The sequence below is a fragment of the Streptomyces sp. NBC_00490 genome, assembly GCF_036013645.1.
GTDB classification, from domain to species: Bacteria; Actinomycetota; Actinomycetes; order Streptomycetales; family Streptomycetaceae; genus Streptomyces; species Streptomyces canus_F.
In genome coordinates this window covers 652562-668171 of sequence record NZ_CP107869.1, presented here as the reverse complement: position 1 = coordinate 668171, position 15610 = coordinate 652562, and the positions used below count along the sequence as shown (strand labels likewise).

Here is a 15610-nt window from a genome sequence, read left to right as displayed (position 1 = left end):
TCAGCCCGAGCGCAGAGCGGCCGATCGCGCGCACAGGTCCGCGCGGTTGGCCGCTCCCGTCTTGGTGATGAGACTCGCGATGTGCTTCTCCGCGGTGCGGGGCGAGATGAACAGCCGGTCGGCTATCCCTTTGTTGCTCAGTCGCTCCGCGAGAAGCCGGAACACGTCGAACTCCCGGACGGTCACCCCCTGGGTGCGCAGGTCCTCCGGAATGCCGCTGGTGCCGCTGCGGTGCTGGTGCACCGGGGCGCCCAGGCGGCGCAGTCCCGCCCGGCAGGCGCCGGTGACGGCGGGGATGTCGCGCTCGTGGAAGTAGTGCTCGGCGCGCCGCAGCCAGCCCACCGGATCTCCCCAGCCGTCCTGGTGCGCGGCGTCCGCGATCAGCCGCAGCCCCAGTTGCTGGGCCAGCGGATACGGTTCGGCCACCGCCAGTGCCACCTCCACGGCGGCCGCCGCGTCCGTGTGGGCCCCCTGCCGTCCCAGCAGCACGGCCTCGGCCAGGTGGACGAACTGCCGGTTCCACCGCATGCGGGCCATGGCGGTCGCCGTGATCTCCGCGTGCCGGGTTCGGTCGGCGTCCCCGGCCAGCACGTCCAGCAGGAGCAGCACACCGTGGGTGCCGCTGAGGTGGTACGTGGACGGGTTGTCCGCCTCGAGGGCCTGCACTGCCGCCAACTCCGCGCGGGCCAGGTCCCGGTTCTCCTCCAGCAGCGCGCAGAAGGCCCGCGCCAGGCCCAGGCTGAGCGGCTCCTCCTGCGAACCGGCGCCGTCCCACTCGGTGAACGCCGCGAGTGCCGCTTCCATCGCGGGCCGGTCCCCGCGATGGGCTTCCAACGTGGCCTGCGCCATCAGCACGTAGCGCACGGCGGGGGCCAGGCGCAGCCGGCGGACGACGGCCAGGCACTCCGCGGCGGCCGAGCGCGCGGCGGTGTCCTCGCCGCGCAGGACGGCGTCGAGGACGAGGATGCCGTCGACGGTGTGCACGATGTTCACCGAGCCCAGGCGCAGCGCCTCCTCACGGGCCGTCAGCAGTCCCGCGGTGTCGCCCTCGGCGAGCCAGGCGTTGCCGCCCATGCGGGTGGCCGCGTACATGCGCTGCAACGGCAGCCGGTGGCGTTCGGCGGCGGACATGGCCTGGCCGAGCATGGCCGCCGACTCCTGCGGGTCCCGTTCGCGTGCCACGGTGGCGAGCAGTTCCCAGGCCTGGCAGGCGACGACGGGCAGCCCGTGACGCTCGGCGGTGTCGGCGGCGGAGCGGGCCAGTTTCTGGGCGTGCTGGGTGCGGTCGGGGCCGGGTGTGTCCAGGGCGAGGTAGGCCGCGGTGACGTCCACGGCCGCCGCGGTGGCTTCGTCGGGGGCGGCGGCCAGCACTTCGCGGGCGCGGGCGATCTGCCGGTTGCCGTCGCTCCACCGGCCCGCTGTGTGGGCCACCTTGGCCAGCCGTGCGTGCAGCGTCGCCAGGCGTTGGGCGCTCAAGCCGGCGCTGCCCAGCGCGTGCAGGTCGTCGACCAGGTCGAAGGCGCGCGCGAAGTCGCCGGCTTCGGCGAGGGCGGGGAGCAGGTTCTCCAGGGCCGCCGCCCGTGCCTGCGGATCGCCCGCGTCGGCGAGCAGGGACTCGGCTCGGCTGAGCAGCGTCACGGCGGAGTTCAGAGCGCCTGCCGTCAGGGCGCGTCCGCCCGCGTCGGCGTAGAGGAGCCCGGCCTCGACCCGGTCGCCGGCCTCGCAGCGCAGGCTGGCGGCCAGGGCGCACCAGTCGCCTTCCAGGGCCGGGTGGAGTTCCTCCACCGCCTGTGCGCCCTGCCGTGCCAGCTCCGCGCGCTGGCCCGGTGTCATCTGGGTGAACAGGGCTTCGAGGGTGGGGGAGTGGCGGAAGGAGTACCAGTCGGGGGCGGGCTCGTCGGGTACGAGCAGCCGGGCGGCGACGCCGGCGTGGAGATGGCCGAGCAGGGTCCGGTCGTCGACGCCGGTCATGTGCTGCAGGACGGAGAGCGGGAAGCGGCGGCCCAGCACCGCCGCGGCGGACAGCAGGTTCAGGCCCTGGGTGCCGAGCCGGTCGATGCGGCGCAGGATGCCGCGGGCCAGCGTTGAGGAAACGTCACGGCGCAGGTCGCCGACGGCGCGCCAGCCGCCGGGGCCCTGTACCAGGGTGCCCGAGCCGATCATCGACTGCAGCAGTTCCTCGACGAGGTAGGGGCTGCCCGCGCTGTCCTCCCAGAGCCTGCTGAGCACTGCGGCGGGGACGTCGTCCGGGCTGTCCGCGCCGAGCTGCGCGGCGATCACCTCGTGCACCTGTGGCTGGGACAGCGGGGCCAGTTCGACCACGGTGGCGGCGCCGCGGCGGCGTGCGGACTGGGCGAGGTCCAGTGCGTCGCTGATGTCGGTGCGCACGGTGGCCACCAGCAGGACGGGCGTGTACGCCAGGTTGTCGACCAGGTACTCCAGCACGCCGAGTGTCTCGGGGTCGGCGTCGTGGAGATCCTCCAGCAGCAGTAACTGGCCCTGTCCGCGTCCGGCGGCGATGAGCAGGCGCAGTACGGCCTCGCCGAGGATGACCATGGAGCTGCTGTCGCGTTCGCCGGTGTCCCAGTCGGGGATCAGCCGGCCCAGGACCGGGCGGTAGGGGCCGAGCGCGAGGTCGTCCATGGGGTCACCGCCCCGGAACAGCGACATCAGCGCCTCGGTGAGGGGCCGGAACGGTACGGCGGGGCCTGTGGTGCTGCTGCGGCCGCGCAGCACGCGCATCCCGGAGCCCAGCGCCCCGCCCACGGCCTCCGCCGCGAGGCGGGACTTGCCGACTCCGGCCTCGCCGACCAGGAAGACGACGCTGCCCATGCCCTGCCTTGCCTCGGCCATGGCGCGCTCGAGCTGGGTGAGTTGGGGGTCCCGCCCGACCAGGGAAGGCGTATGGGAACGCATGAACGCTGATGATAAGCGGCGGAGTGAGCCGGGGGCAGAGCGCACCGTGATCGAGGTCATCTCCCGGGGCGAGGGAGCGGAGTCCTGCACCGCCGGTCGGAGGCGTTGAGGGAACGCGGCGGCGCGGGCCCGCTGCGGCGGGCCCGCGCCATCACGTGGAACGGCTGGGGAGCGTCGGTCAGTTGGGGGCGGAGACCGAGGTGTCCAGGGTGCTCAGCGTGATGACGATGCCGCTGGTGAGGACCATGCCGGCCAGCACGCGGGCGCGGGCGCAGGCGCGGTTGCGGCCGGAGAGGGTGATGCCGCCCGCGGCGTCCTGCTCGGTGTGCGCGCTCGCGGCGGAGTCGGTGGCGGTGAACTCGGCGGAGTCGGCGGCGATGAGGTGCTTGTCCATGACGGTGGTCCCTTCTGGTGTGGGTCAGTGGTCGGGGTGGTGCAGGAGCAGGACCGACGGGACGGTCCTCGGATGGGCCAGGCGGAGCAGTCCGTAGCCGATGCCGGCCAGGCCGGTCATCAGTCCGGGCGAGGGAACGTGGTCGGGGGTGGCGCAGTGGTGGCTCTGGGCCTCGACGAGGGCGAGGACGTGACCGCTGTGCCGTGCCAGGGCCGACTGGGCCGTGGTGTCGCCCTGTTGGGCCAGGACGGCCAGGGCCTCCAGCCTGCCGAGGGCGCCCTGGGCGAGGCTGAGGTCGGGGCCGGTGGAGGCGTCCGCGAGGCGGGCGGTGGCTTCCGGCAGGCCGGCGGCGGCCCTTCCGGCCAGCCCGTGCGACCAGGACAGATCCGCTTCTGCGCCGGTGGGCGGCGTGGAGTCGAGCAGGGCGCGGGCAGCCTCGGTGACAGGGGTGGCGCGCTCGGGCCGGTGTGCGGCGTAGCGCTGGAGCGCCCACGCGATGCCGGTGGCGCCGTCGGCGAGACCAGCGGTGGCAGGGATGTGGCCGGCTGCTTGAGCAGCCAGCAGCAGGTCGGCGACCTGGTCCGCCAGGTGCAGGGCTGCCGGATCGCCGGTGGCCTCGTACGCGGCGACCGCGGCGGCCAGTGCCCCGGCTCGGCCCTGGGCCAGCCCGGCGTCGGAACATGCCGTCGCGGCGTGGCCCAGTGCGGTCAGCGCGTCCGGCAGGCATGCCCGCAGGTCCTCGTCGAGGATCCGTGCCATGCGGACCAGGGCGTACACGATCCCGCCGAGTCCGTCGTAGGCGCCCGGGCCGGCCGCCGCGCTCAGTTCGGGGTCCTCGGCGAGTGCCTTGAGGAGGGCGGGGAGCGGGCGTACCGCCTCCCGGGCCGCCGTGCCGTAGCGCCCGGATCCGGTGAGTGCTTCGGTGTGGGCCAGAAACAGCGCGACTCCGCAGTAGCCCTGGGCCAGGCCCGCCCCCATGGGCAGTACGGCCCAGTGAGCTCCCGACACCCGTTCCAGGCCGATCCAGTTGGTGCGGGATCCGCCCCGGAGCGCGCGGGCGGCGATCTCGTCGGCGATCCCGCAGGCGGCGGCCAGCAGGCGGGACGGTTCCGGTGCCACCGGCGGTACAGGGGCCGGGGCCAGTTCCGACCGCGGCCGGTCCAGCGGTGAACTCGCGCCGCGTACCGCGAGGGTGGCCGAGATGATCCATTCCTGGTCGTGGCAGTCGACCTCGTCCATGCGGCCGATCTTCTCGCGCACCGCGGTCGCGGCGGCCATCGGCAGGACGCCGGGCAGTGAGGTGCCGTCGTCGGCGTGGACCGCGGTGTCGGTGGGCCGGTGGGTGAAGAAGGGGATGTCGCCGCGCCACAGGGCCGCGGTCTCGTGCTCGGTGAGGCGCTCGCGCGCCGTGTCGTGCGCGGACTCCGTCCACAGCACCGCGAACACCCCTTCCCGGGCCAGCGCGTTGCCCAGCAGCGCGGGGTGGGTGGACTCCTCCAGGAGGGTGGCGTACAGCCGGGTCGCGCGGGCGATCAGCCGGGCCGGACGCTCGGTCCAGCGTGCCAACGGGCCGTCGGCGTCGAGCAGTTCGCGGCGGTGCGCGGCGATCGCCGTGTAGGCGGTGCGGAATCCTCCCAGCAGGGCAGCCGTGTGGTCGGCGCCGGAGAGGGAAGTGCCGTGGGGCAGCGGGTGGTTCTGGGCGGCGGGGCTGGGCAGCGGGCCGCGTACGGCCCGCATCGTGTCCTGTCCGCTGTCCTCCCAGCGCAGCCCCTCGCTGGGGAAGGTGCCGTCGGTGTCGCGGCCGAGCGCGGAGATGTCCAGGGCGCCGTGTTCACCGATGAGGAGGTGGGGGAGCAGGCAGGTGCGGTGGACGGAGGCGGCCAGGGCGTCCGCGGCCGGGTCGGCGCCCGCCGTGAGGGGCTGTCCGAGACCGGTGTGGAGCAGCGTCTCGGCGTCGACCAGGACCGGCTGGTCGCCGTGGGCGATGACGTTCTCGTAGTGCATGTCGGCACCGTCCACCGCGTACAGCAGGGCCAGCAGGGCGCCTTGGCGGCGGTAGAACGCGTCGGTCTGGGTGACCGAGGTGCACCAGCGGTGCTCGATGAACTCCAGCCAGCCGTGGGTGTCGCGGCGCAGCGTGCGCGGTGTGCGCAGCCCCAGTCCGGGCACCTTGGCGTTGAGCCAGGCGACCAGGTGGTCCAGGAGGGCGTGCTGGTCGAGCGGGCGGGGCTTGTGCACGAGCCGGCTGCCGTCGTCGAAGTGCAGGATCGCCACGGACCGGTTGCCCTGGTGGGCGTCGCCGCGGCCGAGGTCGACGCGGACGAGCCTGCCCGGCGCACGGCCGTCGAGGAGGGTGGCGGTCAGGGCGGGGCGGTCGGCCTGGAAGCGGGTGACCAGCTCGGCGGCGGCCTGCGTTGCGTCCAGGGCGGTCCGGGTCAGCATCCGGGCCAGCACGGGGTAGGTGGTGAACAGGTCCGACAGCCCCCGCCGGGTGCCGGTGGCCGCGGTGAAGGAGGCGAACCGCTCGCGCGGACCGGCCCCCGCCAGGCGCCGGGAGCGCCGGGCGGTGTGCAGTTCGTGGACCAGGGTGCGGGCGGCCTGCCGGACCAGCTGTCGGGTCAGGCGCCGGGTGAAGCCGTCCCGCCACACGGTGGCTTCGGCGTCCGGGACGCCGGCCGTCAGGTCCGCGAGGCGGGCGGCGGCCGTGGCGACCAGCGGCTTGACGACCGGTGCGAACACGTCGGGGCCCTCGCCGCCGACCTCGACCTCGACAAGGCCCTCGGGCGCGCCGGCCAGAACCTCTTCCGCGTAGGACGCCCAGTCGGGCTTGGCGGTCCGCTCCGCAAGGCACTCGGCGGACTCGGCGGCCAGGGCTGCCGCGGTGTCGCCGTCCACGCCCAGGCGGGCCAGCCGCAGGGCGAAGCCCTCCGCGTCCCCGACGGCCCAGGGCATCGGCCCCAAGGCGCCGGTCGCGGCGGCCGCCCCGGGGTGCCCGGGGGCGTGGAGCCGCTCCGTGAGGGTCAGGGCCGGGGCCCACCAGGTGGCGGGCAGTCCGGCGCTCCGGGGAGTTGGGAGGCTGGCGGTGTCGGTCACGAGAAGAAGGTCGCAGACCCTCTGCGGCCCCCACATGGGTAACCGTCCCCCATATTTTCCCCGGCCTGCCACCCGCCGGTGGGGGTATGGGGGATGGGCCGAGGAAACCGCAGGTGGCAGACGTGGTCCTTCGTGCGTGCGCAGGGGGCGGCGGTGGGGAGCGGGGCCGCCCGGACCGGGGTGGGGCGGTGCCTGGGTGTGCGTGCTCCCCATGGCTCCCCATGCCGGGGTCCGTCCGGCCTGCGCCCCGTCTCGCCGGGCCGGCTGAGCGGCCGGGTCTCAGCCGCCTGTGCGGTGGCACCGGGGTGTGGGGCGTGGCCGGTGCGCAAATGTGGGGTCCGGCTACCGATGCCCCGGCGGGCGTGCGGACGGCACGGTGTTCTCACGTCCCCATGCCAGACCGCCCGCGGAGCCTCAGGCCCGGCGCACGATCTTCCAAGGAGCAGCAGATGGGAGCACCCGTAGGTGTCAGTGTGGTCGCACTCGACCCGGTGCTGGAGGCAGGCATCTGCGCGACCCTGCTCGTCCGATCCGAACTGACCGTCTGCGAGCCCGCCGACGCGCGGGTCGCCGTCCTCACCGTGGACCGGCTCGGTCCGGCCGAACTCGACATGGTGCGCGCCACCCGCACCCAGCCCCACCGCCCCGCCGTCGTCCTGGTGGCGGGCACCCTCGCCTCCGGGGACGTCCTGCACGCCCTGGCCGCCGGTGCCCGGGGCCTGCTGCTGCGCCGTGAGGCCGACGCCTCCCGACTGGCCCACGCGGTGCTGGCGGCCGCGCGCGACGACTGCACCCTGCCACCGGGCCTGCTGGAGGAGCTCCTGGACCAGCCGGACGCGTCCGTGCGCGGCTCCGGCGGCTGGAGCGCGGGCATGCTGTCCGAACGGGAGCGTTCGGTGCTGCGCCTGGTGGCCGACGGGCACGAGACGGCGGAGATCGCCCAGCGGCTCGCCTACTCGCCTCGCACCGTGACCACCGTCGTGCACGACATCACCCAGCGCTTCAGGTTGCGCAACCGCGCCCACGCGGTCGCCTACGCACTGCGGGCGGGCCTGCTGTGACCGCCACCCTGACAGCGCCGCCCGTCGCCCCTGCCGTCGCGGTGCGGGTCGTGCCCGCCCCGGGCGCGGAACGCATCCGTGCGCTCGCTGAACGAGCCGGACTCGAGCCCGGCGCGGACCAGTGCGCGTCCGCCGGGACGGTCACCGTGATCGTCGCCGCCGATACGGAACGGGCACTGCGCGTGCCGCGCACGCCCGGGCCGGTGCTGTTCGTCTGCGACACCGTCAGCTCGGAGGGCCGGCGGCGGGTCCTGCGCGCCGGAGCGGTCGTCATCGGTGCCGCCGAACTGACCGAGGACAGCCTCCTCAGGGCCGTCCACCGGGCCGCGCACCCTCATCCGAGCATCCCCTACCCGGAGTTGTCCGGCGTGCTGAGCACCGGCATCCGCCCGCTCGGACCGCCCGCCCCCGGCACGCCGGCCCTGACCGCACGGCAGACCTCGGTCCTGCGCCTGATGGCCGAGGGACACGGCAACGCCGACATCGCCCTGCTGCTGAGCTGCTCCGAACACACCGTGAAAAACGTCATCTACGAGCTCATGACCCGGCTGCAGGCCCGCAACCGCGCCCACGCGGTCGCCCACGCCGTGCGCCACGGCCTGGTCTGAGTCCTGGACCGACCCGTCCACGACGCGGGGCACGGGAATGCGCGCTCCTGGTGCCCTACGGGCACCGAGGGCCGGCCCGTCGCCCCGCGCGGTCGTGTGCGGGAAGCCCGGAGACAGGACCGGGCAGTCAGGCGGTCGGCAGCAGGCGCGGCTCGATGCGCTCCTCCACGGCCCGCCCGTTCTCCCGCCGCACCAGGTACGCCGCCTTGCGCGGCAACTCCGCCACCGCCTCGACGAGTTCGGTTCCGCGGTAGACCAGGCCCACCCCGTCGTCGGTGCAGTGGGCCTCGGTGAAGGTGCCGTCGGTGACCAGGCGGTGGATCAGCGGGCGGCGGCCCTCGTCGGAGTCGTAGTGCACTCCGTTGCCGTAGGGGAGCAGGGCGAGTCCGTCGGTGACCGCTCGCAGCTCGGGTCCGAAGGAGTCGGTGGTGCCGCCCTCGTACCAGCAGATGGAGCCCGCGCTCACGCCGGCGAGGACCACTCCGGCCTGCCAGGCGCGCCGCAGGACGGTGTCCAGGGCGTGCACCCGCCATACGGCGAGCAGGTTGGCCACCGATCCGCCGCCCACCCACACCACGTCGTGGTCGAGCACGGTGGCCTCGATGTCCTCGACGTTGGGCATGGGGAACAACTGCAGCGGGGTGAGGTCGTAGCCCGCCACCCGGGCCGCTTCGGAGACTCGTGCGGCGACGTGCTCGGCGTCTCCCGCCGCGGTGCCGACGTGGAGGATGCGCGGGCGTCTGCCGTGCACGCCGGAGAGGTCGACCGCGTGGTGGACCAGGGAGTCGAAGAGCACCCGCGTGCGTCTGCCGGGGCGAAAACCGCCTGAGGTGGCGACGATGGTGGGTTCGGGTGCTGTCATCCGCATGATCGTATACCGATCGCCGTGGTGGAAAGCGTGAGCGATTCGTGAAGGCGGTGCGCAGGTCGGACCGCCTGGTGCATGCCAACAGCGGGGCGGGGACCGGTGGTTGAACCGGCCTCCGCCCCGCTGCCGGGTGCGGGTCAGCAGGTGTGCAGGCCCACGGCGGCCGCATACCCGGACGGGACCAGAACGTCGCGCACCGCCCAACCCGGTGCCGGGTCGGTGGGCGTCGGGCCGGTACCCAGGTAGTCGAGCGCGGGATTGCGGACCAGACCCGTGCCCAGCCCTTTGAGGTAGGCCTCCTTGCGTACCCAGGCGCGGGTGAACGCCGCCGGCCGGCTGTAGGCGGGCAGGCGTGCCAGCTCGTCCGCCTCCGCGCAGTGCAGTGCCGCCTGCGCGCTGAGCATGACCTTCACGGTGGCCAGCTCCTCCACGTCGACGCCGACCGGCGCAGGCGCGAGCGCCACCAGCACCAGCCCCCCGCTGTGCGACAGCGAGAAGTGCACCCCTGATGCGGGCAGCACCGGGCGCCCGTGCGGCCCGCCGCAGCCCGTGCAGGGCTCGCGGGTCAGCGCCAGCGCGTCGGCGCGTACCCCGAGCACGACGCTCAGCACCCCCCGCAGCGCTGCGTGGGCGACCACGTAGGCGTCGCGGTCCCGGTCGTGCCGGAAGGCGCGGGCGCGGGCCCGTTCCTCCGCGTCGAGGACCTCGCGGGCGTGCCGGAGGGTCTGCGCGTCCTGCTCCGCGACCCGGGCCAGGTACAGCTCCAGCGGGGCACGCAGGCCACGGGGGCCTTGCCCGGCCGGCCCGTCCCGCAGCCCCGACAGGTCCAGCACGGCCGGACACAACCGCTGCGGCAGTACCACAGGTGCGGCGGGAGCGGTCAGCACGCAGGACGTGTCGGCTGCCGGCGGATCGTGGGCCGAGGGACCCGGGAGCCTGCCCGGGAGCCCCTCAGGCATCTGCCCCGGCCAGCCGCCGGCGCAGGCTCAGCGGACGCATGTCCGTCCAGATCACGTCGATGTGGTCCAGGCACGCCTGCCGGCTGCCGCGCAGCCCCTCCGGGTGCCAGCCCGCGGGCAGTTCGCGGTCCGCCCGCCAGATCGAGTACTGCTCCTCGTCGTTGCGCACCACGAGGTACTCCTCGTCGATGTCCGGGCGGACCTCCTCGGCGTCCGCGCCGTTGGCGAAGTCGGGTTGCGTCACGGTGAACCTCCCGCGGGTGATGGGGCCGGCCGCAGGTCACGGCCGACGCCGACAGCGTGCCCGCACCCCGAAGGCCGGGGTCAGGGACGAACGCGCCGACCCCGCGGCACGTGTTGCTGCCGGAACTTCTCTGTCGGCCCGACCCCGCCGCGCGGGACGGTGCTCTGCGGCCGGAGAACCCGGCAGACCCGGGGCGGACCACCGTCCGCCCCGGGGCCGGTCGCCTCCCCGCACCCCCCTTTCCGGAAGGAGCACGCGATGTCGGACGAGCACGCACCTGTCCTGCTGCCGGGCGGAGGCTGGCGGCTGTGGGAACAGTTCGCGCTGCGCGGCCCGGGCTTCCCCGCCGACGGCGTGCTGCGCCTGGCCCCACCCGGACTGGCCGAGGCCGCCGACAAGTTCGGCCCCGGCACGGCGCTGTCGGGCCCCGAGTGGGACGGCTTCAGCGAGGAGCTGGCCGCCGCGGCCGTGCACACCGCCCGCCACCTGCAGGAGGTGGCCGCCCGGCCCCGCTTCCAGGCGGCCCTGGCCTGGCAGAACCCCGCCGTACTGCGCACCGGCATCGCCCCGTTCCTGCGGTGGAAGCCGGGCATCGATGCGCGCAGCAGCATGCCCCGCCAGCGTGAGGAGCTCGTCGCGCACTACTGGCAGCGGTTCTGCGTGAAGAACGACACCATCGGCTTCTTCGGTCCCGTCGGCTGGGGCCGCTGGGACCTCGCCGCGGCGGACGCCGTCTCCACTCGCGCCGGGAACGCCTTCCTGGCCGCGGGAGAGGTGTACTTCTCCGGCTGGGCGATCGACGCCCTGGCGAAGGTGCTGGCCGAGGACGCCGCGCTGATGCGCTGGATCCCGCCGCGCCGCGTCTCCATCGTCCGTGTCGTCGGCACCACCGTCCGGGTGCCCGGGCGGCCCGCGCAGCCGGTGGGGGAGCGTGAGGCGGCCGTACTGGAACTGTGCGACGGGACCCGGCCGGTGGCCGAGATCGCCACCGCACTCGATCTGCCCGAGGACGACACCGCCGCCGTCGTGCGGGAGTTGGCGCGCAGGCGCTGGGTGCACTGGCGTCTGGAGGTACCCGCGGCCACCCACCCCGACCGCGCGCTGCGCGCCATCGTGGAGCGGGTCCCCGACGCGGCGGCACGCGGTCGTGCGCTGGCCAAACTCGCCGTCCTGGAGGGCGGGCGGGACGCCGTGCGCGACGCCGGCGACGACGCGGACGCGCTCACCGCGGCGATCGGCGCCCTGGAAGCCGACTTCGCCGCCCTCACCGACACCGAGGCCCAGCGCGCCAAGGGCGCCCGGACCGCGCCCTGCCGCGGCCTGGTCTACTCCGACACGCGCCGCGCGGCCACCGCCACCGCAGGACCGGGCCTGCTCGCCCACCTGGAACCCCTCCAGCTGTGCCTGACCGCCGCGCGCTGGATGACCAACCGCTTCGCCGACGGCATCCGCGCCCGCCTGCGCACCGTGTACGACCGGCTCGCCGCCGACGGCCCCGTCGACCTCGCCACCCTGTGGCTGCACACCCTGCCCTCACCGCACCCCGAGGCCGGCGACCTCATCGACGCCGTCCAGGGCGAACTGCGCGCCAAGTGGGCCCGCCTGCTCGACATCCCGCCCGGCGCGCGCCGCGTCCGGCTGACCACCGCCGACCTCGCAGCCCGGGTCCGTGAGGAGTTCGACGAGCCCGGTGACGGCTGGTCCCTGGCCCGCTACATCAGCCCCGACCTGCTCGTCGTCGCCGAGGACGAGGCGGCGCTGGCACGCGGCGACGTGGCACTGGTCCTGGGCGAGATGCACTGCGCCCTGAACACCATGGGCGCCTCCCTCTTCGTGCACCAGCACCCCGACCGCGACGAGCTGATCGCCGAGACCGGCCGCGACTTCCCCGCCACGCGTCTGCTGCCCATGCTCGCCAAGGAGCTGCCCCTTAAGTGGTCCACCCGCAGCCGCCCCTCGCTCGACCGGGACCAGGACCACTACGTGGCGCTGGTCGACCAGACCGGAGACCCCCACCGTCCGCGCACCGCGCTGAGCGCCGACGTCCTGGTGCAGGACACCGACGGCCGGCTCACCGCGGTGCTGCCCGACGGCACCCGCTACGACCTCCTCGACGCCTACGCCAACACCCTCACCCAGCGCGTGATGGACCGCTTCACCCTGCGCCCCGAAGGCGACCACACCCCGCGCATCAGCGTCGACCGCATGATCCTGGCCCGCGAGACCTGGCAACTGCCGGTCGCAGAGGTCGACTTCGCCGACGAGAAGTCGGAGGCCGCCCGCTTCGTCCGGGCCCGCCACTGGCAGGGCCGCCACGACCTGCCGCGTTTCGTGTTCGTCGTCTCCCCGGCCGAACCCCGCCCGTTCTACGTCGACTTCGACAGCCCCCTCTACATCACCATCCTCGCCAAGGCCGCCCGTAGGCTCGCCCGCAAGGACCCCGGCGCCCGCCTGAAGGTCAGCGAGATGCTGCCCACCCCCGAACAGGCCTGGCTCACCGACGCGGACGGACAGCGCTACACCTCCGAACTGCGCTTCGTCGCCGTCGACCAGACCGTCAACGGCGAGGGGGGCCGGTGATGCGCACGTTCGCCGACGACATCGCCGAACACGCCGCCCGGCACCCGCGACGGATCGCCCTTCAGACCCCCGACGGCCCGGTGACCTACCGGCAACTCGACGACCGGACAGCAGAGGTGACCCGTCTGCTGCGGGCGCACGGCCTGCGGCCGGAGACCGTCTGCGCCGTCGCCGTCGAGCACGGCCTGGACGCGGTCGCCGCCATGACGGCCGTCCTGCGCTGCGGCGCGGCCTTCCTCACCCTGGACGTGAGCCAGCCCCGCGACCGGCTGGCATCCTTCGTCCGCAGCGCGGGCGCCCGACTGCTGCTGACCACCACGGCGCACGCCGCCGACCTCGATCTCGGCGTCCCCGTCGTCCGCCTGGACGCACCGGACCGCGCCACCCCGGCCGACGACCCACCGCTCACGCCCGCCGACCCACGGGCCCTGGCCTACGTCAGCCACACCTCCGGCAGCACCGGCGAGCCGAGCCCCGTCCTCGTCGAGCACCACGCCCTCGACAGCTATCTGCGCGACACCGCCCGCGCCTTCGGCCTCGGCCCCGACACCGTCGTCCTGCAGACCGCTCCGCTCGGCTACGACGCCTCGATCCGCGACACCTTCGCACCCCTGCTGGCCGGCGCCCGCCTCGTCCTCGTGGAGCGCGCCCGACTGCTGCGCCCGGCCGAATTCGCCCGCACCGTGCGCGAACACCGTGTCACCGCCCTGCTCAGCGTCACCCCGTCCTTCCTCACCCACCTCGCCGGACAGCGCGACCTTTCCGACCCGCTGGCCGGCGTCACCCTCGTCGCCTCCAGCGGCGAGTCCCTGCGCCCCTTCCTCACCGCGGGCGGCCGGCACCTCGTCCCCGGCCGCCTCGTCAACCAGTACGGGCCGACCGAGTGCACCATGACGACCACCCGCCACATGGTCGCGGCCGACCCGGACCCGGCCGACGACGTCGTCGGCCTGCCCAGGAGCGGCGCCACCATCCGCGTCCTCGGCCCCGACCTCGCACCCGTCCCCGACGGCGCCGTGGGCGAGGTGTACATCGGGGGCACGGGCCTCGCCCGCGGCTACGGAGGACTCCCGGCGCGCACCGCCGCCTCGTTCGTCCCCGACCCCTACGGACCGCCCGGCTCCCGCATGTACCGCACCGGTGACCTGGGCCGCTGGAGCCCCCAAGGGCTGCGCTACGAAGGCCGAAGTGACCGGCAGATCAAGATCCGCGGCTACCGCGTCGACCCCGCCGAGATCGAGGGCGCCCTGCTCACCCACCCCGCCGTGAGCGGGGCCGTCATCACCCCGCACACCGACGACCGCGGCCGCGTCTACCTGGCCGCGCACGTCACCGGAGACCACACGACGCCGGACGCCGCCCTGCGCGCCCATCTGGCCCGCACTCTGCCGCCCCACCTGATGCCGCGCCTCTTCCACCGCCACACCGCCCTGCCCACCACCCGCGGCGGCAAGGCCGACCGCAGCCGCCTGGTCGCCGGGAGCACCGCATGAGCACGCCGACCACCACCGGCCGCCCGACCGTGCTCGGCACCAGGCCCACGACCACGCACTCCGTGGCCCATCTCCCTGATCCCGCCGACCTCGCCATCGCCGCCGCGCGCATCGCCCCGCACATCGTGCGCACCCCCCTGCTGCCCGGCCCGAGGACCGCCGCCCGCGGCCCGCACCTGCTGCTGAAGGCCGAACACCGCCAGATCGGCGGCTCGTTCAAGACCCGCGGCGCCGCCAACGCCGTTCTCGCCCTGGCCGCCGACCGCGTCGTCACAGGCTCCTCCGGCAACCACGGCATCGCCCTCGCCCGTATCGCCCGCACCCTCGGCCTCGAGCTGACCGTCGTCCTCGCCTCCGGTGCCGCCCCCGCCAAAGCCGCCGCCATCCGCGCCCTGGGCGCCCACACCGTCCAGGTGAGCGGGGGAGTCGCCGCGCGCGAGGAACGCGCCCGGGCTCTCGCCGACACGACCGGCGCCGTCCTCGTCCCCTCGTCCGACCACCCCCTGGTGATCGCCGGCCAGGGCACCGTCGGCACCGAACTCCTCACCGACGCCCCCGACACCGAGACGGTCTACGTCCCGGTCGGCGGCGGCGGCCTCCTGGCGGGCGTCTGTCTCGCCGCCACCGGACGCCCCATCCGGGTCGTCGGCGTGGAACCCGCCCTCACCCCGCGCTACGCCCGCTCCCTGGCCGCAGGACACCCCGTACAGCTGCCGCCGAGCAACACCGTCGCCGACGGCCTGCGCGGCCAGCGGCCCGGACGCCTCACGTACCCGATCATCCGTGACCGGGTCGATGACCTCATCGCCGTCGGCGAGGCCGAGATCCTCGCCGCGGCAGCCCTGTTGCGCCACCACGGCGTCGACGCCGAACCCAGCGGTGCCGTCGCCCTGGCCGGAGCCCTGCGCGCCGGCCGCCGCGAAGCCGCCGTGGCCGTCGTCTCCGGCGGCAACACCGCCGCCCGCCTGCACACCTGCATCACACCGATCACCTTCCAAAAGGACACGCCATGACCGAGAAGACCGCCACCGCCGTCAGCACCCTCGACCTGCTCGTCGACATCTTCCGCGACGTCCTGGACTACGCCGACCTCACCGCGGACACCGACTTCTACGAGGCGGGCGGCGACTCCCTGACCGCCTTCCAGATCACCGGCCGCCTCCAGGAGATCCTCGGCTCCGACGACGTCCCGGTCTCCCTGGTCTTCGCCTACCCGACCCCGCGCGACCTCGCCGAGGTCGTCGACGCCGACTTCGGCCGCCCCTGACCCCGGGCACCGTGGCGCCGACCGGGCCCCCGATGCTCCGCGCACCTCGGTCCGTGCGCGGGCCGGGGGCCACCGGTCGGCCGCCGCACCACCCCACTCCCACCTCACCTCGTCCCGTACGCGCGTC

The 15610-nt window shown here is 74.7% G+C and carries 12 protein-coding genes; 6 read left to right on the top strand and 6 right to left on the bottom strand.

Features of this window, described 5'->3' with window-relative positions:
- The 3 genes from OG381_RS02760 to OG381_RS02750 all read right to left on the bottom strand — a co-directional run bounded on the left by OG381_RS02760 (position 1) and on the right by OG381_RS02750 (position 6403).
- Complete coding sequence (locus tag OG381_RS02760; protein ID WP_327714458.1) at positions 1-2916, bottom strand: helix-turn-helix transcriptional regulator; 2916 nt, start codon at positions 2914-2916, stop codon at positions 1-3.
- Positions 2917-3094: 178 nt separating this feature from the next.
- Positions 3095-3310, bottom strand: a complete 216-nt coding sequence (locus OG381_RS02755) for a hypothetical protein (RefSeq protein WP_327714457.1) — start codon at positions 3308-3310, stop codon at positions 3095-3097.
- 24 nt (positions 3311-3334) lie between these two features.
- On the bottom strand, positions 3335-6403 hold the full coding sequence (locus tag OG381_RS02750) for a type 2 lanthipeptide synthetase LanM family protein (RefSeq protein ID WP_327714456.1): 3069 nt from the start codon (positions 6401-6403) through the stop codon (positions 3335-3337).
- Positions 6404-6852: 449 nt separating this feature from the next.
- On the opposite strand from OG381_RS02750, the gene OG381_RS02745 reads away from it, so the two are divergent.
- Positions 6853-7464, top strand: coding sequence for a helix-turn-helix transcriptional regulator (locus tag OG381_RS02745; RefSeq protein ID WP_327714455.1), 612 nt, complete (start codon positions 6853-6855; stop codon positions 7462-7464).
- Positions 7461-8072 (top strand): response regulator transcription factor, encoded by a 612-nt coding sequence (locus OG381_RS02740; protein WP_327714454.1) that lies wholly within the window; start codon positions 7461-7463, stop codon positions 8070-8072. The genes OG381_RS02745 and OG381_RS02740 overlap by 4 nt, the downstream gene beginning before the upstream one ends.
- A gap of 127 nt (positions 8073-8199) precedes the next feature.
- Here the strand turns inward: OG381_RS02740 and OG381_RS02735 are convergent, their stop codons facing one another.
- The 3 genes from OG381_RS02735 to OG381_RS02725 form a co-directional block, all read right to left on the bottom strand.
- Positions 8200-8934, bottom strand: a complete 735-nt coding sequence (locus OG381_RS02735) for a peptidase E (protein WP_327714453.1) — start codon at positions 8932-8934, stop codon at positions 8200-8202.
- Positions 8935-9077: 143 nt separating this feature from the next.
- A complete protein-coding gene (locus tag OG381_RS02730; protein ID WP_327714452.1) occupies positions 9078-9827 on the bottom strand; it encodes a 4'-phosphopantetheinyl transferase family protein in 750 nt (249 codons plus the stop codon).
- A gap of 64 nt (positions 9828-9891) precedes the next feature.
- Entirely contained in the window at positions 9892-10089 is a 198-nt protein-coding gene (locus OG381_RS02725) for an MbtH family protein (protein ID WP_327722367.1), read from the bottom strand.
- Positions 10090-10401: 312 nt separating this feature from the next.
- Between OG381_RS02725 and OG381_RS02720 the strand changes: the two genes are divergently transcribed.
- From OG381_RS02720 to OG381_RS02705, 4 genes are read left to right on the top strand one after another with little or no spacing between them, the layout of a single operon-like run.
- Positions 10402-12723, top strand: coding sequence for a lantibiotic dehydratase (locus OG381_RS02720; RefSeq protein ID WP_327714451.1), 2322 nt, complete (start codon positions 10402-10404; stop codon positions 12721-12723).
- Positions 12723-14216, top strand: coding sequence for an amino acid adenylation domain-containing protein (locus OG381_RS02715; RefSeq protein ID WP_327714450.1), 1494 nt, complete (start codon positions 12723-12725; stop codon positions 14214-14216). Before OG381_RS02720 ends, OG381_RS02715 begins: the two co-directional genes overlap by 1 nt.
- Positions 14213-15229, top strand: coding sequence for a threonine ammonia-lyase (locus tag OG381_RS02710; protein ID WP_327714449.1), 1017 nt, complete (start codon positions 14213-14215; stop codon positions 15227-15229). Before OG381_RS02715 ends, OG381_RS02710 begins: the two co-directional genes overlap by 4 nt.
- Positions 15226-15483, top strand: coding sequence for an acyl carrier protein (locus OG381_RS02705; RefSeq protein WP_327714448.1), 258 nt, complete (start codon positions 15226-15228; stop codon positions 15481-15483). The genes OG381_RS02710 and OG381_RS02705 overlap by 4 nt, the downstream gene beginning before the upstream one ends.
- The last annotated feature ends 127 nt before the right edge of the window (positions 15484-15610 follow it).